We start from the raw sequence: 26,681 nt of genomic DNA, 5'->3' as shown, positions 1-26,681 counted from the left end.
GGGAACGGGGGGAGTAACCATGAAAATTATTCATTCCATGCCTTTGCTAATAAGAGATGAAGCTTCACTTGCAGAAGATTTGATTATGGCTAAACAATGCTTTCAGAGCTTGCTGGCTTCTGAGGATCATCTTGTTGTTATATACAATCAAGGCTGCTTAAGCAATGAAGAATGGCAGAATATATTATCTGCTATAGGCTTATCAGCAGTCATTCTCGGCAACGGCGAGAACATCGGTATTGCCCAGGCCAGGCAGGCCTGCTTTCAATATATATGGGATCATCATAGTGAGGTCGACTATATATCTGAAATTCATGTCGATATGATATTCCCCGCAAATTGGTATGTGCCGTTAATCGACTTTCTCGCCGGTTCCGATGAGCCCATGATCTCACCTGGAATTGTAACGCAGTATGGTGAGCTTCAGCCTATCCAGCTTGGAACTCCCGTTCCTGCCACTCCTCAAGAGATGATTGCCCTCCTGGAAAGCTTATCCCGTGATGAATGCCATCCGGGCTTTGTTCATCCAGTTGTTCATAAAGCCCATATCTTAAAGGAGATTGGCGGATACGATGTCCGTTTTTTCAAAGGTAAGCAAGGCTATGAAGACGACAGCCTGCTCTTAGGCTATTTATATTATTTGGGCACCCGCACCCATTGGCGGCCTAAATGCTATTTAAAATCGTGGGTTTATCACGCCACTATGGCGCAACGAATGTCTCTGGCAAACAAACATCTGGATTTCGACTTAAATGAGGCCGGACTCTTTTATCAATACGGGGCAAAGGGCATGCAGCAGCTATCAATAATCCATCCAACCTCTCCCACCTTCGATTTGATGATTGATAAATTTACCCAAAGGGGTCCAAATTAACGCACAATACAAGGAGGATTAAGCAGTGACAGATCAGCAAAAAGACGTGTGGGATCGTCTATGGTCAGGAGGAGTGTCCTATGCCTGGGACCCGCTCAGCGATGCGCTCCTAAAAAGTATTCAAACCGTAGCCGAAAACGTCAAGGGCAAAAAGCTGCTGGAAGCAGGCTCCGGCACTGGTAAAATTTCTTTGCATCTGGCCAGGCTGGGCGCCGACGTAACATTAGTCGATTATTCGGAGAATGCCTTGGTCAACAGCCGTGGGGCCTTTCTCCAAGCAGGCTGTGAGGCCAACTTTCATTTGGCTGATATCCGGCAAATTCCGGTTCCTGATAACGAATACGATCTGACCTGGAACGCAGGTGTCCTTGAGCATTTTACCTTCGAAGAAAAAGTATCGATCCTTAAAGAAATGGCGAGAATCACCAAGCCCGAAGGTACAGTTCTGGTTTATACACCGTATGCGAAGTGTCTGCCCTATCAAATCGGAAAAGCATATGCTGAAAAGCAAGGAACGTGGATGTATGGCGTCGAAGAGCCCGTTCTAAGCTTAAAGAAAGAATTTAAGAAGAGTAAAATTACACTGGTTAAAGAAACCCATCTTGGCTTTCTAAACAGTCTGGATTTCCTTGATTTCCTCCCGGGTTCAGGAGCTATGAAGCAATGGATGCACAACTGGTATGAAGGCTTAAGCGCTGAAGAGCAAAGTCACTTTCCCGGATACTTGCTTGTGAGCGTGGGGCGGCTTTGAATTTGGCTATTGTCTCAAACTGAAACGACAGCGGTGACTATCCGCTGTCGTTTGTTTATAACATCATTTTCGAATGTTTGAAGATTAAAGAAGAATTACGAAATCAAAGAAAAGTCACAGAAGATTTATTGCGGATAGTAACCTTTGAATTACTGCGGCTGCTTCTGCTCTGGTTGCTGGAGTCTTAGGCACAAAACTATCTATCGTTCTTCCATTTATGATGCCTAAACGCACGGCTATTTGAATCCCCTCTCTAGCCCACTCGCTTATCGAATCGTTATCTGCAAATTTTATTGCCTCAACATCATGCTTCTCACTTTTCTCACTTCCTGTAGCACCGGACGCATAAGTGTTCGCTCTGACAATCATCACGGCCATTTCTTCTCTTGTGATATCTTTTTCCGGATCAAAGCTGGTTTCTGTCATGCCTTGAATTATGCCCGCTGCATAGGCGCTATTTACTTCTTCCGCATACCAGGAACCAGGCACAACATCGGTGAAGGGGATTTGCTTCGTATTTATTTTCAAATTCAATGCCCGAGAAATTAACGCGGCAAACTGCGCTCTATTTACATGAGCCTGTGGTACAAAATGATCCTCATCCATACCCTCAATGATGCCTTTCGAAGCGAGCTGCTCTATAATTTCCTTCGCCCAATGTCCCTCCAGATCTATAAAACCTTTTTTCACTGAAGTGACGGACACGCTCTTTCCTATTGAATAAGTTTGATCAGACAAATTGTGATCTACCGCTTTGATCGATTCCCACTTTACGGTGGAGGTTCCGTGCTTCTTGATCTTAAATGTCAGGGTGCCAATGGTAATACTTCCACTTTCACCGGTTATACTGCCAATTTTGGTGTGAGCTAGGATGATCTCTTTGTTCTTGATAATAGGCGATACGGAAAAACCGTCCAAACTGGACTTGGCCTCCACTAGCTCAAGTTGATTGGGATCAAACGTGATCCTTGCCTCATAGCCATATAAATCCTTCACATTTGTACCACTCATAGTTATGGTAATTTTCCCATCAGTAGGCTTATTAGCCGTTAAAAGAAAGGAGGAAGCCGTCTCCGCATAGGCGATTGCTGCTGGCTGTAAGGACAGGCAAAGCAGAGCAATTAATAAATACCTGGTCATGAAAGTGACCATGGAATTGATCATTTTGTGTTTTTTTCGATGCAGTTGATTTCGTTGCAGTTGCATAAAATCATCCTTCCCGTAAGTTAACCGATTCTTCTGAGTTTAGGGGATAGTGACAACAGGAATTTTAAGCTTCAGGTAGGCTCCTGTTTCTTTAACGATGTTTTTCATCACTAAGTCAGATTTCCGCGGGAGTTTCTGCCCTTTAATGATGTTTTACATCGTTAAAGATGCGAAAAGTTGCACTTTGGGGTGGCTTAGCTCCTTTTAATGATGTTTTTCATCGCTATCAGTCTGATTTTAGGTAAACTCTGCTCGTTAGTGATGTTTTATATCGTTAAAAGCCGGGCTTCCGCTTCCATATTTAAAAAACAGGAAGGGGAATTCCCTCCCTGTCACATGCCATTCATTTACTCAATCGCCTATCATTCATCCGCTACTCCAATATCTTCCTGGCAACAGCTGCAAGATCTAGAATATCGATTTTGCCATCTCCATTGATATCTGCTTTCTTCACTTGCTGCCAATCCGGACTGCTGCTATCTTTGCCGTAATGAGCAGCTACGATGGACAAATCACCTACCGTCACTCTTCCATCCTGATTAATGTCCTCCACGTCGTTGCCACCGCCTGGGTTTTCTACCGTTACTAACATACTGACGGAAGACAATTCCGCTTGTGTTTCGTTTCCTAGCTCATCTCCCAAAGTAACATCCGTAATCTCGATCACGCCTGCAGTCGTTTGCGCAATATGCTTCGCTCTAAAGGTGAGCTCTACGATTTGTGCATTACCGCTAAAGCCATGCTCTGAACCTTCACTGGCCACAATCAAACGAAGCTTACCTGCGGGCTCCTTAACCGTCTCAACCAGGGAAATTCCATCAATCAAGGATTTGGCAGATACAAATTCCATGACAGCAGGATCATAATCTAGCTTGATGTCCTGCCCATAAACAGACCCGGTAACATCGCTGAGTCCATAGCTAACTTTAAATTCAGTCCCTGTCGGGATTGAGCTTGCACTTGCAGTTAATTCACTTTTTTGAACTTGTGCACTAAACGTCACGACTTCGGTGCTTAAATCCGCACTAGCTCCCGCTAAATTGACAGCCCTAATAACAACCGAATAAGACGTGTTTGCTCTAAGATTATTAAAACTGTAAGTATGAATATTGCCGGGAAGCTCGGCTATCGTTTCTCCATCCAGCAAAACTTGGTAGGAACTAGCCTCTTCCATATTTGTTGCTGATGGCCATGCAACATCAAAGCCGCTGGATGTAACAAGGCTGTATTCAGCTTGACTTCCTGCTGGCCATTCAGGTAATGCCATCTTTTTGTAAGGTGAAAGTTTGTATAAGGCTACATCATCGATATATACTTTCTCACCAGGTTTAAAATCCCAATGGGTAACCGCAAGCTGCACATGATGAGGAATCCCGCCCGAATACTCCTCTTTAACCTCAAAGACAAACTCTAGGCTTGCCCATTTCCCTTTTGTCTGAATGACCGGCTTCGTTAAGGACTTGACTCTGTCAATTGTTTCTCCTGCGATGTTTTTAATGTTGGTCCACCATTGGATTGTGCCCTCTGTTATGGAATCCCCAGGCGTATAATAATATAGGACAGCTTTATATTTACCAGGCGTTGCCAGAATTGATGTATAGGGTCCTGCCCCATTTTGAAGTCCTTCCCCAAAGAAGCTATAGCTGCCTGTATGAGCCATTTCATTGGTACGTTTCGTAATTTGTGTAACCGGGTCGTTAGATCCATGTCCCCAAGGAAGGAACAAGGTTTCAGTTCCACTTTCAAAGGATGGGTTGCCGACCATGTTTTTCTGATCTACTAAATAAACCGGTTGAAAATGCTGCGGCAACCACGGTGCTCCGCCGCCCCAGCCCAGAAATGCATCTTGACCATGGTAATTTCGGAAGAAAAATCCTTTCAGCTCCCGAGTCTCATTTGTATTAACTCCAATGCTGGCGAATGGAATGACCTGGATCACATTCCAGCGGTCGCTACCGGTATTAGCATTAGCTTCCCAATTCGCATCGGTTGAAGGCGACACTCCCAATTGTGCGGATTTTGCATACACTAACTTCACAGCTTTCGGATTTGTAAAGTAACCCTTATAGGTGCCGTTCGGATCCGTTGTAATATAGGTTTCAACCGAATCGTCACCACCGCTTCTCCACCAGTTCCCCGGTGCGTCATTACTAACAATCATTTCTGATGGATTTTGATCGAAGTTCTCATAGCCGACATACAGATTTTCATGATCCCACAGCAGACGCACCTTGGTTTCAGCCGGCGCTTCCCCCAGGGTATTCATAATGAGGAAGTTAGAGAATGGCTCTGCATCCGCCCAAGGCCCAGCACTGAAATCAAGCGATTGCAAAATATCGGCTTTGTTTGCTGTCGTTTTGACAGCGATCGCCGAGGAAAACGCAAAGCCTGGAAGCTGAGTCAGAAATTGATTGAGCTGTTCACGGACAGTACCGTTTGCCGGCTCAGTGTCAGTATATATCTGCAGAGCGTTAATCATCTTTCTTTGGATTCCATCCCATACGCCTGCATACTGCAGCAGTGGCAAATACAGTGTCGGATGTCCACCGAACTCAGCCGCGAGTTCCTTCCGTTTCTCCACCAATTCATAGCTTTGAATAACTTCATCCAGCATAGCCAGCGCTTCTTGTTCACTCACTGGAGGCTCGACTGGTGTTTCGCGCGGATAACTCAAAGCGGATGCTTCGTAATACTCAAAGGAGCGCATGAGCAATTGAGCACGAGCCTGTTGACTGCCTGTACCTGCATGAGCAACTACAAGCTCCATTAAACGTCTGCTCTCAGCGATATCCTCCCTTGTTACTTCTTTCAAATAAGTGTGATCCAATAGATTCAAGTAATTCGTTCGGCTAGCCTTATTCTTCCAATCCAAATACCAGCTCGATTGGAACATGCGTGTGGTCCAGAAAACCTCCCAATAGTCATAATATTGCTTTAAATAAAGTGCCGCATCTGCACCAACAGCACGGGTATACCATTCATTCAGCAGCTGATCGACATCTTGAGACGAATCCCACTGAAGCTTTGCGGATAACCAAGGTTTAGGTCCTTCGCCAAAATTCGGATAAAGTTCTGCCACATGGCCGATCACACCTTGCTCTTGTGCGTATTTATAATTGTCTGCCATCTTATGATTGTATACTCGTGGTACGTTATAAGGTGTACCATATAAATATTCGTACCATCCCAAGTTAACTGCGACCTGACGCCAGCTTTCCATATGTTGCTCGGCTACTTCGCCGATTGACTCATCCAGCCAAGTCAGCCGGTCATCTGTTATATAAGGAATAACTTGGGGATTAAGCATATACGGTGTTCCGTCCTCATTCATTGGCGGATCATACATTTCTCTGTAAACCAGCAAGCCGAAATATTTACCCGGGTGTTTCTCCAATACACCTTCAACAACCTTATTCACCCACGGATAATAGTAATCCGATCGATTCCAGAAACCAAGGGAGTTTTTCGTAGTTGGGGTGAGGGGATCAGAGGGTTCCACTTCGCAATATTTCGTGCCGTCATTGATCCCAAGTGAATAGGATATTTCATCTGGATGCGTATCAAAGTATGTAATAATACGCTGAATCGCTACAACTGCAGTCGTATCGTTGTAGCATGGCTGCCAACTGTCCCGAACTTTAGCCGGTACAACTCCGCCTGCGTAGTATTCCGGATGATCCGCAAATACGGTAGGATCGAACAATGTATCCATATTGTGATGGAACTTAATGTTATCATGCATCCGATTTTTATCTGCCCACTCTTGAAAGGATGGCGTATAATTGGCACCGAAGAAATGACGCGAAATCGTTTCTGGCTGCTCCTGCACCAGCTCATTGGGAACACTTAAAGTGTCATGCTGAGGCACATCCTCCCCGTCAGGACCAGGCATCAGCCATATAACGCCGACATAACGTTCCAGAAATTCAATCACACCGAATTCAGTGGCGCGTTTTGTCGTTCCCATGATGGTTATCGCATCAGCTTGAGGATCAATAATAAATCCATGCTCGTTCAGACCTTGCAGCAAGCTCTGATGATGAGCTGCGTCCGCTGCACGTCCACTCCCGATAAATATTTTCACGCCATCGAAATTGGCAGGCTCACTAGTCACGATCGACAGCTGAGCTCCCGTTGACTTTTTCACATAATCGGCTAGTTCATTGGCAATTTGCGTATACCCGCTTACCGGAGTAATAATGATAGCATTAGCCGCTCCATCTTCGACGATCGTTAGCGACTCCTCTTGATTGAGCACACTTTGTCCGGCACCAGCATTTGCTTCTGCGAAGTGACCTGCACCGAGCAAATGTGTAAGCGCTATCATTACAATTAGAGTCCATATTTGCATTCTTCTTTTCATTGAATCTGCCTCCTTAAATGAATAGCATTTTATAACTGCAAGAGCTTACTTCTAATTCTAATTCTAGTTCCAGTTCTAGCGCGTCACCTCCTTCTCTAGAATAAGTCTTAAATGCTTTGAATTGTATTTCGGCTCGCTTGGAAAAAGGAAAGATTGTATGCTCAAAACCTCCTCTGAGAGAGCCAGAGATGCTGCGACAAAAAGCGGAATCAATTGGAAAAGATTTAAGAAAACGATTACTTGAAAACGCTTACCGTCTTTAATTAAGGAACTATACCGTCCTTCAAATTAATAATAACGAGAACAAGTGAAAGTTAAAATGGAATTTCGTAAGGAAAATCCGGAAATAAATCAGTTTCTTGGCGACATGTATTGGGCAGCAGGAGAGCTGGGGCACCTGGGAAGAACATTAGCGAGTCGATATGAACCATTCAGGTTGTGTTATACTGTGCCCCCGCTTCGTATACAGTCCGGCATACTTAAGTAAAGGTTACGGACATGAGGTACGCTATTTTACCATTTTATCTCTTTTTCGCAGATGTTACGGACATACGTTCCGCTATTTGCCCTGAATTCATGCTTTTGGTGCTGTTTCAGCATCAATAACGGCTTTCAGGTCCGTAAGCGCTGCAAAAACCTTTGAATTTCGAAAATAACGGCTCTGAGGTCCGCAAAGATCAAAGGCCAGCACCACTTAATTAAGGACATACAGCAAGCTGCCGCTGGCACTATCAAGCACTTGCACTACAAAGTACCTGCACTACAAAGTAATTGATAACCCTACTTAAGCTTCCACCACAAACGTGGCAAATAAAAAAAGGAACAACGCCAAAGGGCATTGTTCCTTTTTTTATTTACCAAGCAGCGAAAGATGCTTGCCTATATGTGTAACGAGCGATTGTCCGAAGGCTTCTTCCTGCTCGCTTAAGGTTTGATAGAATTCATCGCGGAACAAGGATTTCCCCTGTTCATCTACCGCCTGCAGCAAAATTCCATAAGTAATATGAATGAGCTGTCGGGCATTATTTTCGTTTAAATAGGTGTCTGCCAAATCCGCATCCTGAACCTCATCGATGGGCACAATTTTGCTGATATCCGTAGTCACATGGTAGTATGCTTTCGCCTCTTCGAAATGGGCTAATGCGTAGCTGTGCATCCTCCTATATAAGGATGGATTCGTTCCCGCGACTGTACGAACGGCTTCCAGCCAGTTGGTTCCTGCGGTTTTGATATGAAACCTGCCTTTGGTATACTGGCCAATAAGGGCAAATACACTGAACTTATCGCTGCCAGAATGAATACTCAGCTTATAGCCGAATTTATCGGCAATGCTGGCATGAATCGCCAGTTCTTGCTCGAATTGATGCAAATCGCCGATGTAATCAATCCCCTTCTGGAACTCGCCGCAGAACCGGGGGGCCATACTATAGATGGCCACACCACGCTCATACAGCTCATTAGCAACAAAATAATGCGATTCCGGGGCCGTAGGCGTCATTGTTTCATCGATTGAAATTTCAAAATCTACTGCACGTGAAGCTTGACGGATATAGGTTTGATAGATGTGCTCCATGTAATCGATCGCCTGACTGTAGATCAACACATTTTTGATTAAAGTTTGACGGTCAAAGGGAACAGATACATCTGCAACCGTAAACGTTTGGTCTAAATAACGGGTTTCATAATGCGAACGAACGGATTCCGGAAGGCTGCGGTACTTCTCCTCCAATTCCTGAAGAGACGCCCCTTCAATCGTGTTATCGATTTTCTCCGAGCAATCCAGCGTAAGCATTGTAAAGCCCAGCTCCAGCGCCATCTGGATGTCTGCCTCTACCTTCAGATGGTCCCCATCCGCACCAAACCCATCCTTATACCCTTCCTGAAAAACAGCAAAAGCAGCGGCATCCATAACCTGCTTATAGTCCCGCCCTGTTAAAGCCAGCTCACGAATGCTCTGCTGCGCAAGAATTGGACGAATATCACGGCCGCGAACGGCTTGAATATGGCCTGGCGAAGCAATCCCAAGCCGATCCCCAAGGCCAATCGTGGCGATTTCCGTTCCGAACGCCCGGGGAACCATATAGTCGAAATATCGATTCATAACGAGACGGTTCGTATGGGTCAAAGGACATTTTTTAACGCTGCCAATGACCGTTCCTTCCAAGTCCCGATACAGGGAGTCCTCACCTATCGCTAGCAGAAACTTCGTATTCGCTTCTTTGATCATTACTAGAGTCGTATTCCCATGTGCAGAAACCGACTTCTCATATACCTTCACACCTTCACCGCCTGATTGGCTGATAGGGCCTTCTTTGATCGATTGGGCGATCGCTTCGTAATTGTCCAAATCCATGACCTCCTAAATCATTTTCCCTTGTTACACGTTGGAACGATCTATTCCCGAGGCAGAGGCTTCGTCCAAGTAAAGCTCCCAATCCTCATGAGATTTCAAAATGGATGCCGGAATCAGATTCGTGATGCCTTCCTGCAGTGTTTTTTGGATCGCATTCGCCTTCACCTGATGAGGGACGCAAGAGATGATCGTCTTGCTTTTCAGTATTTGCTGTACAGACATTGTAATCGCTTGGGTAGGAACGGTAGCCAGTGATTCAAACCAGCCCTCGCGCACCTGCTGTGCTTTACACTCATCGTCCAGATCAACTACCTTGTAAGCAACTGTTGTATCGAAATCAGCCGGTGGATCGTTGAAGGCAATATGTGCATTTTCGCCAATACCAATAAGTGCGAGATCTATCGGTGCTTTCCCGATTTCCTCAGTGAGCTCGGCAATATGAGCAGCAACGTCTCCTTCGCCATTGACAAGGTGTGCTTTCCGAACAGGGGCATAGGATAAAAAGCGTTCCCGAAGATACAGGCGGAAGCTCGCGGGATGAGATTCGGCAAGATCCACATACTCATCTAAATGAAACATTTCCACTTTGCTCCAGTCTACCTTTTTCTGAGCCAGTGCTTCCAGGAAAGTAAATTGTGATGCACCTGTGGAAAGTACAATTCTTGCGTGTCCTTGTTTTGCTATACAATCATTAATAATAATAGCTGCTTTGTCCGCAGCCGCAATTCCCAGCTCTTCTGCTGTTTTGGCAATATGAATGTTCACGATATATGTCCTCCAATATTTGATGAAATACGTGTATAGCTCTCTTTTATTAATTGGCTAATAAATCCGCAATAACAACTGCCTTTTGTTCAGCGATAGAAATGTTTGCCGCGGCACCGATTAGAAGTGACATCGCTCCGGAAAAACTGCCAGCCTGCTGACCAAGCGGGTCTGCCACATCGCCTACGAACACCATTCGACGCAGCAGCTCATCGCCTCCGCCATGACCTCCCGCTCTTTCAGGAATCGAATATTGGAGAGACTCGCCGTTCGGTTTGTATACGTTAATTGAGGTTGATGTAGTGTTGGCATACGGTCCATTGTAATAATGACTCACTTCCAGTCGTCCATCAGTACCATGAAGAGTAGCCTTAAAGCCTTCAAATGGGCTGTAAGCTACAAGCGAATAAGTAAGCAGTGCCCCGCTGTTGTACTGAACATTGACCGACATATTGTCGTAAATATTAATTCTTTCACCGAAGACGCATTGATCGCGGATATATCCGTCCTCTTGCTCTGCCTGCAAATAATAGCGGTTCGTAAAATTGTCCTTGGAAACATCAAAATAAAACTCACATGATTCCGTGTAGTTGCAAGTGGAGCAGCGCTCTCCCCGTTCTTCACGGGTAGGCCCATAAAATCTCCGCGACCCAAATGCATGAACCTGCTCAGGATGGCTGTCCAGCCACCAATTCATAACATCGAAGTGATGCGTTGATTTGTGCACCAGCAATCCGCCGCTATGTTCCAGCTCGGCATGCCATCTGCGGAAATAATCAGCTCCATGAGAACGGTCCAGGCACCAGTCCAGAGAAACATGATGAATATCGCCGATAGCCCCCTGCATAAGCAGTTCCTTCACTCTGGCTACGAAAGGCATGAAGCGCATATTGAAAGTGACCTTCAATGAACGGCCGGTCCGCTTCTCCGTCTCCAGAATAGCGTTGCACTTATCACTATCAATCGTCATTGGCTTCTCGGAGATAACATCACACCCGGCTTCCATGGCAGCGATAATATAAGTGTGATGGGTATCATCAGTTGTCGCAACAACCACAATATCAGGTTGAGTTGTTTGAATCATCTGATCAAAATCGCTGAATACCGGAACGTTCCCGCATTCTTCACTAAGGTGCTTGGCGCGAACAGGATTAATGTCGAAAACACCACAAAATTCAATCTTTTCCTGCAGCTCGCTGGCAAATGGCTGAGCAAACATATAGAGTGCACGCCCGCCAGCGCCAACCAAGGCAATTTTTTTCATAGCTATTAGCCCCTTTGTCTCCTAAGAATGATTAGATGATGAATTATGATTCATGAAAGATGAATATAGAAATAAAGAAAAGTAATCGATTTCTTTTTCTTATTTTAGCACAACAATCCAGGGATGTCATTTATTTTTTAAACCCATGTTTCTTTTGCTGCATACACACTGCGGCCTGACAGCACCGTTTCACTTATGGTAAGCTCTTTGCTCTCATCGAACTCGAACAGCGTTAAATTCCCCGCGGCCCCAAGCTCGAGCTTACCAAGCTGATCCAGCCCCATAGCCTTGGTAGGCCGGACAGTTACGGCATCAACAGCTTCCTTCAGGCTAATGCCTACCTGCACCACCGCATTCGCTACACTACGCTCCAAGGATTGTGCCGAGCCGGATAAAATCGCCGGATTCGCCACAGTGTGCAGCCTGCCGTTAGCCAGCAGCTCAACCTCATTGCCGATTGCACTTTTGTACCGCCCCGGCGCCATGCCGCCGAATTTGACGCAATCGCTCACCAGAATGAACTGGTCCCTCTTTGCCCGGAACATAGATTTCAATACATTCGGAGGCACGTGATGCCCGTCAGCAATAAACATCGCCTGCAGATCATCATCAGCCAGTTGATCCCAAATGTAATTCGGATGCCTCGGCAGCAACGGATGCGAACCATTGCCCAAATGCGTAGACAACGAAGCACCAGCGGCGACAGCTTCTTGGAGCTGCTCTGTACTTGCCATGGTATGTCCCAGGCTCACTTTGATGCCTTGCTCCACAAGCCAGCGTATAAATGCAATCGCCCCCTCCCGTTCGGGAGCAATCGTGACAAGCGTAATATCCCCGCCGGCAGCCTGCTGCCAGGCTTCAAATTCAGCTATATCCGGATTGCGGATAAAGGCTCTGTCATGCGCCCCCCGCGGACCGTCCTCGGATGACAAGTACGGTCCCTCTACATGAATCCCGCATATAGCCTTCCTGACATCAGCATCCTGCTCGCAGCCCCTATGAATCATCTCCAGAGCCTGCTTCGTCCGCTCGAAGCTGCCTGTTACAATCGTCGGGCAGTAGCTTGTTACCCCACAGGAGAACATCGATTTACTAAGCCCAATAACATCCTCAAGTGTTGTCTGCTCTCCATTCACATCAAATCCGCTAAAGCCATTTACTTGCAAATCAATCCAGCCTGGAGATATCCATGGCACTCCCGGTTGTTCCTGAACAGGCTCGATAGACCGAATAATTCCGTCTAGTACGGTAATTTCTACACAAGCTCCGGTATCATACCTTTTTCCTATCCATTTCATATTTTGATGCCTCCTAAATTCTAATTGGCTATTGCTATCTTTATGCTGCTAAGCTTCTTGCTTCGCAAGGATAGTGGCATCCGTCCAACGAACAAGATCGGGAATATCGCAATATTTTAGTATCCCTGGCAAAATCGTCGCCATTACATTGTAATTATCATAATAACGGGATTTCACCCATTCTCCGATACTTCCGCTTTCCTTCCCGACAGTTACCTTGCTAATACGTTTACTCGGGTCCACCAATTTAGCAAGCAGCGCATACAGAGCAAATTTCCCTTCGGCATACACCTCTACCTGAATATCTTGCTGGTCCAAGCTCATGAAAGTCGCCGCCATTTCGGCTGCTCTAAGCAGGTCATAGCTGCGAAGCGCCGCTATACTGTCATCCAGCCATATCAAATCTGTTGTCAGCTTATGAATCGTGCCGAACCGCTCATACAACCCAATCCCGCTTATCGCAGCTGGCTCCAGGTTTCCTTCTCCGCTCACGTCGAGCACCATAACTGTATGCCCCGCTGAGCAGGTCTCACGTATCCAGGATAGATGTGCTTCGAGCTGCTTCGTCCCTTTTTCCCAAACAGCAATCGTAATCTGCTGCCCGCTCTGGTTCAATTGCCCTTCCACTGCATTCCGAAATAAATAAGCATGATTGAACAGCTTCTCCTGGCTCCACCACAGACAAGTCCGCACTTCAAGCCCCTCCATAGTTCCTAAATCAGCAAACCGCGGATTAAAATCAAAAGGCTTGCGCTCGTCCATAATCTTTTTCTCCAACCATGCTTTTGCCGCTTCTATACGTTCCACTTCGCTGATTGATCCCCGGCTGGACTCAAGTATATTCAATCGTTCATTATTCTCTTCATAAGCAGCCCGGGCAGCCGTATAGTCTCCACGCACCTGACCTGAAGCCGTACTCCATAACGCAGATTCTTCCTGAGGCGAGATGATCACATCATCTAAATGCACAACTTTATCCAATAAATGCTTCGCAAAAAAAGACGCAGCCGCTTTCGCCATAGGTACGGAATACTGATGCTCACAGGCATCCTCGAAAAGTTCAATATTAGCTGAATGACCCAGCTCTTCCCAGAATCGTCTTGTTCTCTCTACCGTACGGCGGGCACCTTCAATTGGAAAAAAGTCATATTGAGCAGCCAAAATAAGCACCGGTTTCGGTACCATCGCCAGCAGCAAATCCTCATGATCAAAGCCAAGACGGGACATGCCCGGCCAAATCTGCTCTGCATCCTGGGCCTGCCCTGAGAAAATATAGGTTTCGCGGCTCATAATGAACGTAGTCGGGGCAGCGGCGGCAATCCGCGGTTCACAAAGCATCGCCATGCTCGTCTGCAGTCCGCCACCTGAATTACCAGTAATTCCGATTTTGGCAGGATCCACCTCCGGGCGTGAAATTAAATAGTCAACTGACCGCATGATGTCATGCAGGAAATAACGGGCAAGCCCATCACCAAGCGGCCAGCTTTGTGCTCCTGCCATTTCATGCTCGGCCACTGCCGGATCGACAAGCGTCGTCTTAAGCTCTGAATCGTAGTAGCTCCAACGTTCACCTTGGCCGATAGGGTCCATAGCCAAAACAACCAAACCAGCCTCTACCATATACTGACATACCCTTTGATAGTTAGGATGCAGCCTGCCTTCAGAATAATGTCCGCACACGAACACAACAGCCCCCCGCGGCGAACTGGCATCGTCAGGCACATATACGCTTCCAGTCACATAGGTTTCCTGCCGCGATTGGAAAATAACATTCTCAATCCGGTAGCCCTCACAACGAATAGTTCCAGTTATTTCAGGAAGCAGGGGCGTGTCCATCGAGGGGAGCCCGCCAACCTTCTCGATAAACTGCTCCCGCAGCCAATTTTTTCGTTCCTCCAGCTGACTGGCGTTTATAGCATCTCTAGCTTGATCACCAGCAGCAAAAGCTTCCACCGAACGCGCATACACCAATTGTTTAAGTTGATCCCTGACATCGTGTATCCCAATTCCCATATTTTCAAGATCCTGCAGATTCATTTTCCTTCATCTCCCTTAGATTAAGTAATCGATTACTATTAATGTATAAAATCAGCCCGACACCTCTTTATTTTGGAGAAGTGTCTGGAGCTGTGACTGAAACGCTGCCTGTAACTTTCGCTAGCTACTTTTGCTATCAACTCTGCTAAAGCTTTCCCACTGAATCGCGGACGATCAACTTGGGCTGAAGCAGCACATCCATGCTGTCCCCGGCTTCGTCATTCAGCTTATCCAGCAGCATCGTACAAGCGAGCTTACCCATTTCATAATTCGGCTGCTTAACCGTAGTCAAGGCAGGTGTAAACATTCTCGCGTATTCAATATTATCAAAACCTACGACAGAAACATCATCTGGCACCTTCAAACCACGCGCCACCAATTCATTCATAACTCCAAAGGCCGTTAAATCATTACAAGCAAAAATAGCAGTAGGCGGCTGATCGAGATCCATCAAGTTAGCGGTAAGCGCCTTCCCATTCTCGAACTCGTAAATACCATCGTAAATTTCTTTCTCTTCGTTAGCGATTTGCACCAATACTTCATCGTCCTGGGCACCAGCTTGCTGCATGGCATCCAGAAATCCTTCATAGATGCTTTGCCGGCTCGGCCGATTAAGAGGGGCAGATACATACGCGATTCTCCGATGCCCTTGCTCTAGCAAATGGCTGGTAGCTATAAAGCCCCCGCGACGGTAATCAAACTCAATTTGCTGTACCTCAGGAAGATCAATCTTCTGATCTATTGCGATAACCTGCAAGCCTAGATCAATCAAGTTCATCAACAATTTCTTATTATCGGAAATCGAGGAAATGATAAAGCCTTTTACCTGCTTTTCAAACAAAGTTGTCAAATACGCTTCTTCAATCTTGCCATCCTGGAGCGAATTCCCCAGCAGTACGTGATACCCCTTCTTCCGCGCTACTTCCTCAATGCCAAGCATAACGGATGCATAGAAAGGATTGCTGATAGTTGGAATGATAACCCCGATGGTCATATTGTTATTCGTCTTCAACTGCTTCCCGATCATATTGGGAATATAGTGCATCTCTTCTGCCAGCTTGACAATTTTATCGCGGAGCTTTGCGCTTACCGGATACGTACTGTTGCCCAGCACTCTCGAAACCGTTGCCGAGGAAACCCCTGCCATTTTGGCAATATCATGAATGGTAATTCTTTTCTTCATAAGCTAATCATCCTAAAATAGTAATCGGTCTCATTCGAACTTAATATATCATAAAACAGAGGAATAGGAAACAAAAATAAGGGGTAGAAAACATGGCGGGAGAAGGCGGACCAGGGCTGAGTGGACATGCCTGTTTCTTCAACATTGGCCCCCACGCATCTCTGACAATCAGTCGAAATAGAGGAGGTTCTGGGGAACCGCCATTTGCGTCCAAAAACCTGCAGAAGTAACAGAAGCGAGTAGAGGAGATTTCCTAGCGATCAATGGCGCCGCGGATCATGATAAAGGAAAAACTGAAAGGATCTGCTGCTTTAACGATGTTTTTCATCGTTAAAAGCACCAGGTCATCTCCACATCCTTACTTTAACAATGAAAAACATCGTTAAAATCCCCTTTAACCATCCTGAAGAGGCCATCCGTCCACTTTTAGCGATGAAAATCATCGTTAAAGCGACTGACTGCCTGGAGACTCTTACTTTAACGATTAAAAACATCGTCAAGCACTGCGAAGCGCTTTAATTTTCTATAAATCAAAAAAATCAAATAAATCAAAAAAGAGTGCTCAAGAGCACTCTTTTTAATATTTATTGTCCGTACACCTTGCATCCACGCTTATAGGTTTCTAAGATTTGAAGCTTCTCGTCTTCTCCTTGCTTGAAGACGACTAGATCTGCGGGTGCCCCTACGGCAAGCCCGGCCTGTGCAGTCAGTCCCATCGCTTCGGAGGGACCTATCGAAGAGGCATCCCAGGCTTCGGCCAGCGTGCAAATGCGCTGCTTGACGAGATGGGCGATGCCATGTGTCAGCATCTGCGCCGAGCCAGCCAGAAGCCGCTCGTCACGCTGCAGATGGAGCCGGCCATCCGGCTCCAGGACGACTGTGCCCATAACCGGGTTATTGTACACGCCCGGGCTCATACCGCTGTAAAGCACAGCGTCGCTAACCAGCAGGAATTTGCCCTGCTTAACCTTACGCGCCACCTGCAGGAAGGAGCTTGGAACATGAAAGCCGTCAGCAATGACGCAGCTCCACAGATTTTCCTGGGCAAGCTGCTCCCATATATAATTGGGATGCCGCGGCAGCATCAAATGCGCCCCGTTGCCCAGATGCGTCGACATGGTCGCCCCGGCAGCAACCGCCGCGGCAATCTGTTCAGACGTTGCTGCGGTATGCCCGATGGAAACGACAATGCCGTGCTCCACGCAGCGGGCAATAAATGCAGGAGCATCGGGCCATTCCGGCGACATCGTCAGCAGCGTGATACGGCCTTCGGCGGCCTCCTGCCAGCGCTGCACCAAATCCCAATCGGGTGCTTTTACGTATGCCAGATCATGGGCGCCACGAGCGCCGTCCTCAGGTGAAATAAACGGGCCTTCCAGATGAATACCAGCAATCGAGTTTGCCGTTCTCTCATCCTGATGGCAAGCCTCAGCAATAATGCGGACTGCTAGCTCGATATTATCAGAGTCATGAGTAATAATCGTCGGCAAGTACGCAGTAACGCCCTCCTGCCACAAAGCCGCTGTCAAATCAGTCACCTGCTGTACAGATAAGGGATGCGTATTTAAATCGAAGCCGCCATGTCCATTCACCTGCAGGTCAACAAGACCAGGACCAATCCAGTTGAGCTTAGCACTGTCCGGATCAGCCGCAATGGAACCTTCAGCGTCCTCAGATAGCGATTCAATTTGCTGAATCACGCCATCCACCAGACGTACCCGAATCGCCTCACCCGTAACATAATGCCTACCTTCCAGCAGCAATTCTCTTTGATCTTGCCGATCTTGTTGCTCTACCTGTCCGCTTTGATTTTCGCTGAGATCTCTTGGATTAACCATTTGCTTGATCAGCTCCTTGACTGTCCAAAAGATTCAAACCTCCATAGCTTTCCCGGTCAAGATACAGCGTGCAGTCGCCATGTGTCCGCAGAATAGTAGCCGGACAAGCAGTAGCGATCGGCCCAGTTAGCGTCTGCTCTACAGCCTCGCGCTTTGTTGGCCCAGGCACGATACAGATCATCGTTTTTGCAGAAGTCAGGGCAGGTATCGTCAGCGTAATGGCATGTGTGGGAACGTCAGCCAATGAAGCAAAGCAGCCATCATTAACCTGTTGCTGGCGGCATGGCAGATCCAGCTCAACCATTTTCACAGGTGCCGGATCGTTAAAATCAGCAACCGGCGGATCATTAAAAGCAATATGCCCATTTTCGCCAATACCAAGAAAGACGATATCGATCGGTGCTTCTGTAAGCAGCTTGCCGTAACGAACAGCCTCTTCCGCCGCATCGTTTCCGCTATTAATTAAATGTACGCCACCCGGCCGCACAATATCAAATATGCCTTCTTCCAAGAAACGGCTAAACTTCTGCGGAGCATCCTCTGCTAAGCCGATATATTCATCCATATGGAAAACAGTAATCCGGGACCAGTCAATATTAGGCGCCTGTGAGAGTGCAGCCAGAAATTCATTTTGCGATGGTGCCGCCGCGAATATAAGACGCAGCTGTTCTTTCTGCCCCTGAAGCGCACGAATGCTGTCTGCGGCCTGTTTGGCAGCGGCCTGCCCCATAAGAGCACGGTTCTCGTAAACGTTCACCTTTAATTGCTCAACATTTCCCGAGCTGAACGGCCTCGATGCCGCCGCAGATGCTGCTTCCGCCAGCTTCTGCTGCTCACGCACACCCTCTAGACAGCGCGCCGCACCGTCAACAGGCTTGCCGCCTTCTGGAACATAATGCGGTTCAATCGTAAACAAGCCAGTGTATCCATCATGCTCCAGCGCAACAAGCTGCCCTACATAATCTACGGCTCCCGTTCCCGGCGGGACACATTTCCCCCGGCCATCCGCATCACATACAGCATCTTTCAGATGTACATGAGCCAGTACGTGCTTGACCGCTTCGTAGCCATCCGGAAATGCTGGACGCCCTGCATAAGCTTCGTTGCCCGGATCCCAAAGTACCCGAAGCGCTGGCGATCCCACTGCTGCCGTCATGCTGCCAACTTCTTCGGCGTATCCGCCATTGCAAGAGGGCTCGTTCTCCAGCAGCAGCAGCTTGCCGCTGCGCTCAGCAAGCTCAGCTGCCCTGCGCAAATGCGCGACGATTTCCGCTTCGTATTTCGCCGGTTCAATCTCCCTCCAGAACGAAAAGATCCGGATACTTTTGGTGCCGAGCAGATCGGTGATAGCCAAAGCCCGCTCCAGCAGCTTGAAGTGGCTCGCCACATCTTCTCCAGAAGCTTGACCGAACGTATCTCCACCAGCAACCGGACGGGACGGATCAAGCGGACACTTGAAAACAGGGGATGCAACTGCAGATACATAAAGTCCGCGGCTCTCCACCTGCTGCCTTACGCGGGCCAGCTCAGCGTCATCCAGGGTTATTACATTTTTGCCGTCAACCATACGAATTTCAACATGCTTAAAGCCTTGCTCCTGAATCCAGTCCAGCGCCTCTTCCAATCGTGGCGACACTTCATCTGTTAAAATACCTAATCGTTCAAACATGGTCTGCCCCCTCATTTCCTTGCAATATAATTTCCTTACCTGACAGCGAGGACGCGCTAATAGCTTGGATCAGCTCTACCGCTTGCTTCCCTTCTGCCCCTCCTACCAATGAAGGTCTTCCGTTATTCAGAGCATCCATAATTTCCGCAAGCTGCGCTTTATGGTAAACGTGAGAAATAGCTAGCGGATTAGAGGATCCGTCACTAACCTGAGCCTCCGGGGAATCCGGCGCTTCCACGCCTTCTACCGTCCAATGCTCGATGGACTGACCAGAAATTTTGATCGTTCCTTTTTCTCCATACAAATGGATATAAGGTGCAAAGCCCGGCTTAATGCTTGTGGACGACATAATCGTTCCCATAGCACCTCCAGCAAACTTGACGATGGCCACGCCCATATCCTCGGCTTCCATCTGATGTGTCATCGTCGCTGTCTTGCCGTATACAGAGTGAACAGGCCCGCCAAGCCAAAGCAGCAGATCGATCTGATGAATTCCTTGATTCATTAAAGCGCCGCCATCTTCGGCAATCGTCCCGCGCCAATCTGCGGAATCATAGTATTCCTGTGTGCGTAAATAAGGTGTGCCTGATTCGACCAGCAGCAGCCTGCCCAGCTTCCCTTCATCAAGCAGCTGTTTGACGTGCTGAGTTACCGGCTCAAAACGGCGCTGTGAAATAACCGATAGCGTCACTCCTTGTGCTTCCGCCAAATCTATCAATTCCTGTGCTTCCTTGGCGTCAATCGCAATTGGCTTCTCAATAACCAGATGCTTTCCAGCCTGCAGTACATCCCGCCCAATTTGCGCATGGCTGCCCGTGCTTGAAGTGACACATATGATATCTATATCAGACCGCTCCAGTAGGCTGAGGTAATCCGTTGTCCAGTCGCAGCCATACTCCTCCGCAAAAGCCTTCGTCTTTTCAGCAGAACGGCTTGCTACGCTAACCAGCTCAGCTGCTTCCAGCTCACGAAGTGAATCTGCATGAAATTTCGCTATGCCACCACAGCCAATAATTCCGAAACGCCAAACGGTACCCACACGATCTCCACCTTTCAATAATTAAAATTCTTCACTAACCAAGTTACTACCACTTACAATTTCCATCCTCATTTAGCAAGCTAATTTGGAAAGACTAATTTACCAGCAAATTTACTAAACAAATCAAGTAACATTTCACTAAGTTAATTCTAGCAAAAAACAGCGCATTTATCTTCAATAACGTTAGCTTTTTAGGCCAACTATTTTGCTGTGGTTGACCTCGATCCAACATGCAAGGAATCGATGGTAATACACGTTCCTTTTACAAAAACAAAACGCAACTTCATTAAATGTAGGTTCCTAAGCTAACGGGCATTTGTACTTTATTTTGCATATAAGGACACTCGTACTCCTTGGTATGCAAAAGTATTTGCTATATGCTAGTGCTTGCGGTAGCCGATGAAAAATTTGTTCTGGTTCGCCTTCGTTCGCTGCACGCCGATCGTCGCATCCGGATCGGAATACGTCTTCTCGCAAGCGCACGTGCTCTGATCCGGACATGAACAACGTTTGTGCTTATATCCGTTCACGTTGGCCCAAACCGGTCTTCAGTCGATGCCTGTAGGCGTTGGCAGGAGAAAGTCTTTTAGCTTCAATACCTGAGCAATGAGATCAAAGAGATTGGCATTATAAATCCAAAAAAAACAAGGAGATTGAGCCGTCGCGCTCAATCCCCTTTTCTTTATCTCCACTACTATATAGAAGTCAATAAAAATTCGGCATCAAGGCATTTTACAGCATCGTCTGTACTGCGACAAGATCGATCAACCAGCCACTTCCAGCCTCTACTCCGCTTGCTAATAAACGGAAACTCCCTTATCTAATACGGTTTTGTTGTGCACCTGATTTCCTAGTATAAACAATTTTTTCAGTTTCGGCATTCCAACCAAAGGTTCAATATCCACGATCGCATTATTCTCCAGATGAAGCTCCTCAATTTGTTGCCACTTTTTCATAAACTGCAGAGATTGCAGCATGCTGTCCTGCATCGTAAAGGTACGAAGCGCGGACATATTAGAAAAATACGGCATCACCTTTTCAACTTCTTTCGAAAAATCATCGCCCAATTTGAAAGTTACTTTTTCCAAAGCCAGATGCTCTAGCACATCATTTTCAAATGGTGTCACCTTATTTAAATCAATTCTGCATTCCTTGCACGTCAAATTTGTGACATGGCTCAAACTAAACAAGGCATCTATTTCATTATCGATATATATATCGTGAATAGACAAGTTTTTTAAACTTGGTACTTTATTTAGAGCGCGAATTTCACTCAGTTGTCCAGACTCTTCTATAGAAAGCTCCTCCAATTGCGGAAACTCTACAATCTTTTCTCCACTCAAAGTCATGCCGCTAATATCAGCAGATAAGGACATTAAAGCGGGTGCAGTTAACTTCTGTACAAAAGCTCCCGGCAGCTCGGCTTTTCTTAAATTTGGCAATGTTAATGTCGGTACAGAGCCATAATAGCTAGAAATGGATAACTCTGTCAGTGAAGTTAAGCTGTTGACGAAATCTAATGAATCCAGACTGCTAAGAGTCAGATACAGCTTTGTTAACGATGCTTTATCTTTTAATATGTTTAAATTAGAAATTTCAGCAAAATCCATCTTTAGAACTTGCAGTTGCGGCATATTCTGTATAAAATCCATTGTTTTTAAATTTTTCACAAATTTCAAATCCAACTCTTGCAATTGATTTAAAGAATAAAATGAGGTGAAGTCTGTCGCTTCACTATATTGCAGCTTCAAAGATTTAAGATTTGTTAACACTGATAACCATTGCAGATCATTGCAGCCACGTAATCCCAGCGATTGCAAATTCAGCTGCCCTAACAATTTAAAATCAGTAACCGATTCACCAATATACGTAATCTCCAAATTTTTTAAGTTGGGAAATTGTAATACTACAGCTAGCTCATCATCACTTCTGATTTGTAATATAAGCTCTTCAATCTTATCTTTATCCGCAAAATATTCAGCAAACTGGGAAAATGACTCATTAAACCCGCCAGAATAACTTTTTAGTCCCTGCATATGTTGAAAAGTTACTTTTTCATTTTTTAAAATTTCATAGGTATTCCTCAAGTCTAAAGCAGTCAATCCGCTAAATGCTTCAAAATCCTTCTGTTCCAGCCTTTTAGTGTTTAGTATCTTATCCATTACAACATAGTCGTGCATCTTAGCTTGTTTAGTATTAAAGGGATCATCAAAGCTGTATGTAAAACGCCATTGATTGTCTTCGTAGCCAACAGACAAATAGCGGATACTTGCTAATTCCTCTTCCGTTGGCATTACTTCTCCTTTATTAAAAATATCTCTCAAAAAGAACAAGACTACTTCACTTTCCGGCATTGTGCGAATTTCAACTTTACTTACAATACCTTTCTGCTGTTGATTGTTTGTTAAATAAAAATACCCAACTGCCGCGAAAGCAAGTATAACAAAGGTTAAAAGCAATGTCCCCGCCTTAGTCTGCGTAGGAGTTTTGCGAGCAGCTGGAGCAGCTCCATAGTAATTGTTAATTGTCTGATCCACATAATAAACTTTATTTTCATTGAGCAATAATTCTGTCCCACAATACGGGCACTTAAACGTCTTCTCGTCTTTATGTTCAATTTTCCCATTACAATTTGGACAATTTAATTTAATTAATCCCACAAAGTGCCCCTCCAACAATCCGTCTCTAAGCTGAAAAAACATACATTATATAGAAAAAAATAATACAGACAACAAATAATCCATACTGCGCAAGTGGGCTTCAATAACACTAATGCTCAAGCGGATTGATCAATCTCCTGCGCTTGTATTCATCCGGTGTACAGCCCACCCGCTGCTTGAACATCCGGCTAAAGTGCGATAAATTGTTGAAGCCTACCCGGTAGCAAACCTCCGTTACGGAAACCTGGTCCTGCAGCAGAAAAATAATTTTAGCTTCATTAATTCGCCTTTGGTATAAATAATCGAACACCGTTAGCCCGGTAAGCTCGCGAAACACTCTCGATAAATAATGCTTGTTCAGGTCCATATGAGCCGCAATGTCATCAAAACTGACCTGTTCGGCAAAATGGCCTTCCACCCACGTGACTACCTTCTGAACCGTTTGCTCTTTTGGAGTGAGCGCCTCTGACTTCCGCATACTTGGCTTGGCACATAGTCCATAAAGATCCAACAGCATCTCAAGAAATACGAGACGAAAACGGTTATGAGCAATAGGATCCTTATGATGAAAGCAATCATTCATTTCCGCGAGGCGGGACTCCACCCGCTGCTGATCTTCCCCATGAAGCTGCAGCCTTATGTTTTTATGCCGTTCAAAGGGCTCCAGAGGATCAATTGTAAAAAGCTTCCCTGAAATCGCCCTTACATAAGCGGGATCAAAGCTGACGACAGTGCGCACATATTTATTTTTTTCATCCATATTTGGACAATGAAGGGTCATCCCGTGCATCAGAATCAGATCTCCAGGCGACAAAGAGTAAATATGGTCTCCGATTAAATAGTTGCCGCCGCCCTCATGAAAATAAAACAGCTCATAGTTCGGATGTGAATGCAGCACCGCAGGCATCGGCAGCTCCTTCAAATATTCAATATTTACGAGATAAGTACCTTCAATCATATGCCGCCACCTCTATTTTCACAATGATCCGCCGCTGCTGTGTCTCTAGCATATCTAGTATGCATAGTATCACCGTATATGGACGCAACCATTTCTTCAAACTTGTGATATCTGCTTGAATACAACGCCTGCAGTTGTTCTCAGAATACCACTTAATGGTAGAAATAGAAAGTGAGTTTAACTTGCTTAGATCAATTTTAATAATACTGCTGCTGCATGCAATCTTCCCCGCAAGTCGTATGTATATAATCCGTATACACTTCGTAAGGTTTCAGATTGCTATTCAAGCAACCTTCGATATATAACTTACACATGCATCCTGATCACTTGTCGTCCAATAACGTGTAACGAATCCTGCCCAACCGCACTCCATTAACTGTTTAAGTAAATCCTCAAGCGGTCTCATGTTGATCTGCGGCAGAACACCTTCATTGTCATCGTTCAGAGTCTAATTCACTGTAGATGGAATGATGTGGGTATCCATGTCTCTGAGAACATGATTCCTTCACAAAATTGATGGTGTATAACGCACAGAGCTGATCTGCAGCAAATTGCTCGAGTCTGTCACAATGTTCCCCGACCACAACGGTAACCTTTGTTTGAATAGAATTCATCAGATATCCCCTCCCCCTTAACCTACTTTATTTTGTTCTTAGATAACACTCCTACATTTATAGACAACTACAAAAAAGTAATGTATGCTAAAAATTATAATATAATTTTATTTTTTAACAATACATGTGATTTGGATGACGATGTTTAAAAAGCAAGATGCTATACAGTTAAGTATAGGGCAAGCCCATTTTGTACAGGAACGGATAGGCAAACAGAAGCCATTTTTGGGGCTAAGATCGGATAAAGCCAATGATTATGGAAATACGCTTCCCAGCTATCTTTATAGCCAGCTTTTTGAAGGAATTGTCGAACAAGCCAGAGACTTCCTCATCAATGCATCCGGAATATTACAGTCTTAACAATGCAATGCGATAAATATGGAATGCCATTAATGATTGAACCGCTTGTTATGCTGTCGAATGATAAAGCAGGCGGCTATATGGTAGATGGTGACATTGATAAAAAGTCTGGATGGCTGTGGAGTTAGGAGCCGATTTAATTATAACGGCTCCTTGCGACCATACTCAGGAATATCATCGTGTCATTGAAATAGCTTCCGGTACACCACTTATTGTTCGTGGTGGCGGACTGGCATCAGATGAAGAAGTGTTATTAAGAACATGCGAAATTAATGAAGCAAGGTGCATCAGGTATCGTATACGGCCGTAATATCGTTCAGCACCATAACCCAGCCGGTATCACGCGGGCATTAATGGCCATTGTTCACGATGGTGCCGACTGCGACCAGGCTTTGGTTACTCTTCATAAGAGGAATGTCTAGAATCCAACTAACAAATTAACGAATAAATATAAGGAGATTGGACAATGGAGTTTTCGACTACAGGAGCAAACAAAAGTAACAAAAAGCTCACTAGCAACGAACGAAAAGAACGGTTATACGACATTATTTCCAAACAGGGAGAAATTAAATTTTCGGAAATGAGCAGTTATTTCGGTATTACGGAAATGACTATCAGGCGAGATTTGGAAAGTTTGGAGCAAGAGGGACTCATTCGCAAAACGCTAGGCGGCGCCATCTTGGTGTCTTCTGTAGATCTTTCCATGGCTGAACGCGTTGGCATCAGAACTGCTGAGAAAATGCGGATTGGACGAGCAGCAGCAGAGTTGGTCCGCCCACGTGAAGTCATCTTTATTGATTCAGGCACAACAACCATCCAAATCGTGCATCACCTGCTCCCGAAAAATGTTCATACGGTAGTAACCAATGCTTTGAACATTGCCATTGAATTGCAAAATAAGAATATACAGACCATATTAATCGGGGGGCATCTATGGGGAGGCTCGTCTTCCTTAGTTGGCCCTATGGCCGAGGAAGCAATAGGTAAAATTTTTTTTGATCGAGCCTTTATTGCAGCAACAGCTTTATCCGTGGAACATGGGTTAAGCAACTCCAATATATTTGAGATCCCGATCAAACGCCTTGCTATGAAGCAGTCCCAGGAAGTTAATGTAGTTATTGATCATAGCAAGTTTGGTATGAAATCATTGGGATCTTTCTCCTCCCTGGATAACGTTAACCGAATCATTACAGATCAACTTCCTGTCGATGAATTACAGGAACTATGCAGTCAGAACGAGGTTGAACTCATGATCAGCTAATAAATAATTCTAGCGGAATTCCAAGTAGGGGGATGAATATGAGCAAACAGACCCAAAAATCCACATTGGGCGTGATTGTGGGGAATCGCGGTTTTTTCCAGGCCATCTATGTAAATCGGGGCGTCAAACGATATTAAAGGTTTTGGAAGAGCAAAGTATCGATGCCGTCATTCTTGACGTCAACGTAA

17 protein-coding genes are annotated in these 26,681 nt (G+C 45.7%); 4 read left to right on the top strand and 13 right to left on the bottom strand.

The window, feature by feature from the left end:
* The first annotated feature begins 19 nt into the window (after positions 1-19).
* Entirely contained in the window at positions 20-874 is an 855-nt protein-coding gene (locus tag J2Z66_RS11840) for a glycosyltransferase family protein (RefSeq protein WP_209971604.1), read from the top strand.
* Positions 875-899: 25 nt separating this feature from the next.
* Positions 900-1,625 carry a class I SAM-dependent methyltransferase gene (locus J2Z66_RS11835; RefSeq protein WP_209971603.1) on the top strand — a complete coding sequence of 242 codons (726 nt, stop codon included), beginning with the start codon at positions 900-902 and terminating at the stop codon, positions 1,623-1,625.
* 114 nt (positions 1,626-1,739) lie between these two features.
* Here the strand turns inward: J2Z66_RS11835 and J2Z66_RS11830 are convergent, their stop codons facing one another.
* The 13 genes from J2Z66_RS11830 to J2Z66_RS11765 all read right to left on the bottom strand — a co-directional run bounded on the left by J2Z66_RS11830 (position 1,740) and on the right by J2Z66_RS11765 (position 24,258).
* The gene (locus J2Z66_RS11830; RefSeq protein ID WP_209971602.1) at positions 1,740-2,831 is read right to left on the bottom strand and encodes an S-layer homology domain-containing protein; all 1,092 of its coding nucleotides are present in this window, start codon (positions 2,829-2,831) and stop codon (positions 1,740-1,742) included.
* Positions 2,832-3,204: 373 nt separating this feature from the next.
* A complete protein-coding gene (locus tag J2Z66_RS11825) occupies positions 3,205-7,194 on the bottom strand; it encodes a DUF4838 domain-containing protein (RefSeq protein WP_209971601.1) in 3,990 nt (1,329 codons plus the stop codon).
* Between the two features lie 850 nt (positions 7,195-8,044).
* A complete protein-coding gene (locus tag J2Z66_RS11820) occupies positions 8,045-9,541 on the bottom strand; it encodes a tagaturonate epimerase family protein (RefSeq protein ID WP_376774389.1) in 1,497 nt (498 codons plus the stop codon).
* 30 nt (positions 9,542-9,571) lie between these two features.
* Positions 9,572-10,312: a 6-phosphogluconolactonase gene (locus J2Z66_RS11815; protein ID WP_209971599.1), complete on the bottom strand. Its 741-nt coding sequence runs from the start codon at positions 10,310-10,312 to the stop codon at positions 9,572-9,574.
* 49 nt (positions 10,313-10,361) lie between these two features.
* A complete protein-coding gene (locus tag J2Z66_RS11810) occupies positions 10,362-11,576 on the bottom strand; it encodes a Gfo/Idh/MocA family protein (RefSeq protein ID WP_209971598.1) in 1,215 nt (404 codons plus the stop codon).
* Positions 11,577-11,713: 137 nt separating this feature from the next.
* Positions 11,714-12,874 carry an N-acetylglucosamine-6-phosphate deacetylase gene (locus J2Z66_RS11805; protein ID WP_209971597.1) on the bottom strand — a complete coding sequence of 387 codons (1,161 nt, stop codon included), beginning with the start codon at positions 12,872-12,874 and terminating at the stop codon, positions 11,714-11,716.
* Between the two features lie 48 nt (positions 12,875-12,922).
* Positions 12,923-14,911, bottom strand: a complete 1,989-nt coding sequence (locus J2Z66_RS11800) for an alpha/beta hydrolase family protein (protein ID WP_209971596.1) — start codon at positions 14,909-14,911, stop codon at positions 12,923-12,925.
* 145 nt (positions 14,912-15,056) lie between these two features.
* Entirely contained in the window at positions 15,057-16,094 is a 1,038-nt protein-coding gene (locus tag J2Z66_RS11795; protein WP_209971595.1) for a LacI family DNA-binding transcriptional regulator, read from the bottom strand.
* Positions 16,095-16,678: 584 nt separating this feature from the next.
* Complete coding sequence (locus tag J2Z66_RS11790; protein WP_209971594.1) at positions 16,679-17,932, bottom strand: N-acetylglucosamine-6-phosphate deacetylase; 1,254 nt, start codon at positions 17,930-17,932, stop codon at positions 16,679-16,681.
* A complete protein-coding gene (locus J2Z66_RS43785) occupies positions 17,925-19,601 on the bottom strand; it encodes a TIM barrel protein (protein ID WP_312894506.1) in 1,677 nt (558 codons plus the stop codon). Before J2Z66_RS43785 ends, J2Z66_RS11790 begins: the two co-directional genes overlap by 8 nt.
* A complete protein-coding gene (locus tag J2Z66_RS11775; RefSeq protein ID WP_209971593.1) occupies positions 19,594-20,640 on the bottom strand; it encodes a Gfo/Idh/MocA family protein in 1,047 nt (348 codons plus the stop codon). Before J2Z66_RS11775 ends, J2Z66_RS43785 begins: the two co-directional genes overlap by 8 nt.
* A gap of 797 nt (positions 20,641-21,437) precedes the next feature.
* Positions 21,438-23,300: a leucine-rich repeat domain-containing protein gene (locus tag J2Z66_RS11770; RefSeq protein ID WP_209971592.1), complete on the bottom strand. Its 1,863-nt coding sequence runs from the start codon at positions 23,298-23,300 to the stop codon at positions 21,438-21,440.
* 109 nt (positions 23,301-23,409) lie between these two features.
* On the bottom strand, positions 23,410-24,258 hold the full coding sequence (locus J2Z66_RS11765; protein ID WP_209971591.1) for a helix-turn-helix domain-containing protein: 849 nt from the start codon (positions 24,256-24,258) through the stop codon (positions 23,410-23,412).
* 755 nt (positions 24,259-25,013) lie between these two features.
* Between J2Z66_RS11765 and J2Z66_RS11760 the strand changes: the two genes are divergently transcribed.
* The gene (locus tag J2Z66_RS11760) at positions 25,014-25,232 is read left to right on the top strand and encodes a hypothetical protein (protein WP_209971590.1); all 219 of its coding nucleotides are present in this window, start codon (positions 25,014-25,016) and stop codon (positions 25,230-25,232) included.
* Positions 25,233-25,698: 466 nt separating this feature from the next.
* Positions 25,699-26,493, top strand: coding sequence for a DeoR/GlpR family DNA-binding transcription regulator (locus J2Z66_RS11755; protein ID WP_209971589.1), 795 nt, complete (start codon positions 25,699-25,701; stop codon positions 26,491-26,493).
* Positions 26,494-26,681: the final 188 nt, after the last annotated feature.

This window comes from Paenibacillus eucommiae (genome assembly GCF_017874215.1).
In the GTDB taxonomy this organism is placed as follows: domain Bacteria; phylum Bacillota; class Bacilli; order Paenibacillales; family NBRC-103111; genus Paenibacillus_AI; species Paenibacillus_AI eucommiae.
The sequence above is the reverse complement of the archived record's forward strand: the minus strand, read 5'-3'. Positions and strand labels throughout refer to the sequence as shown.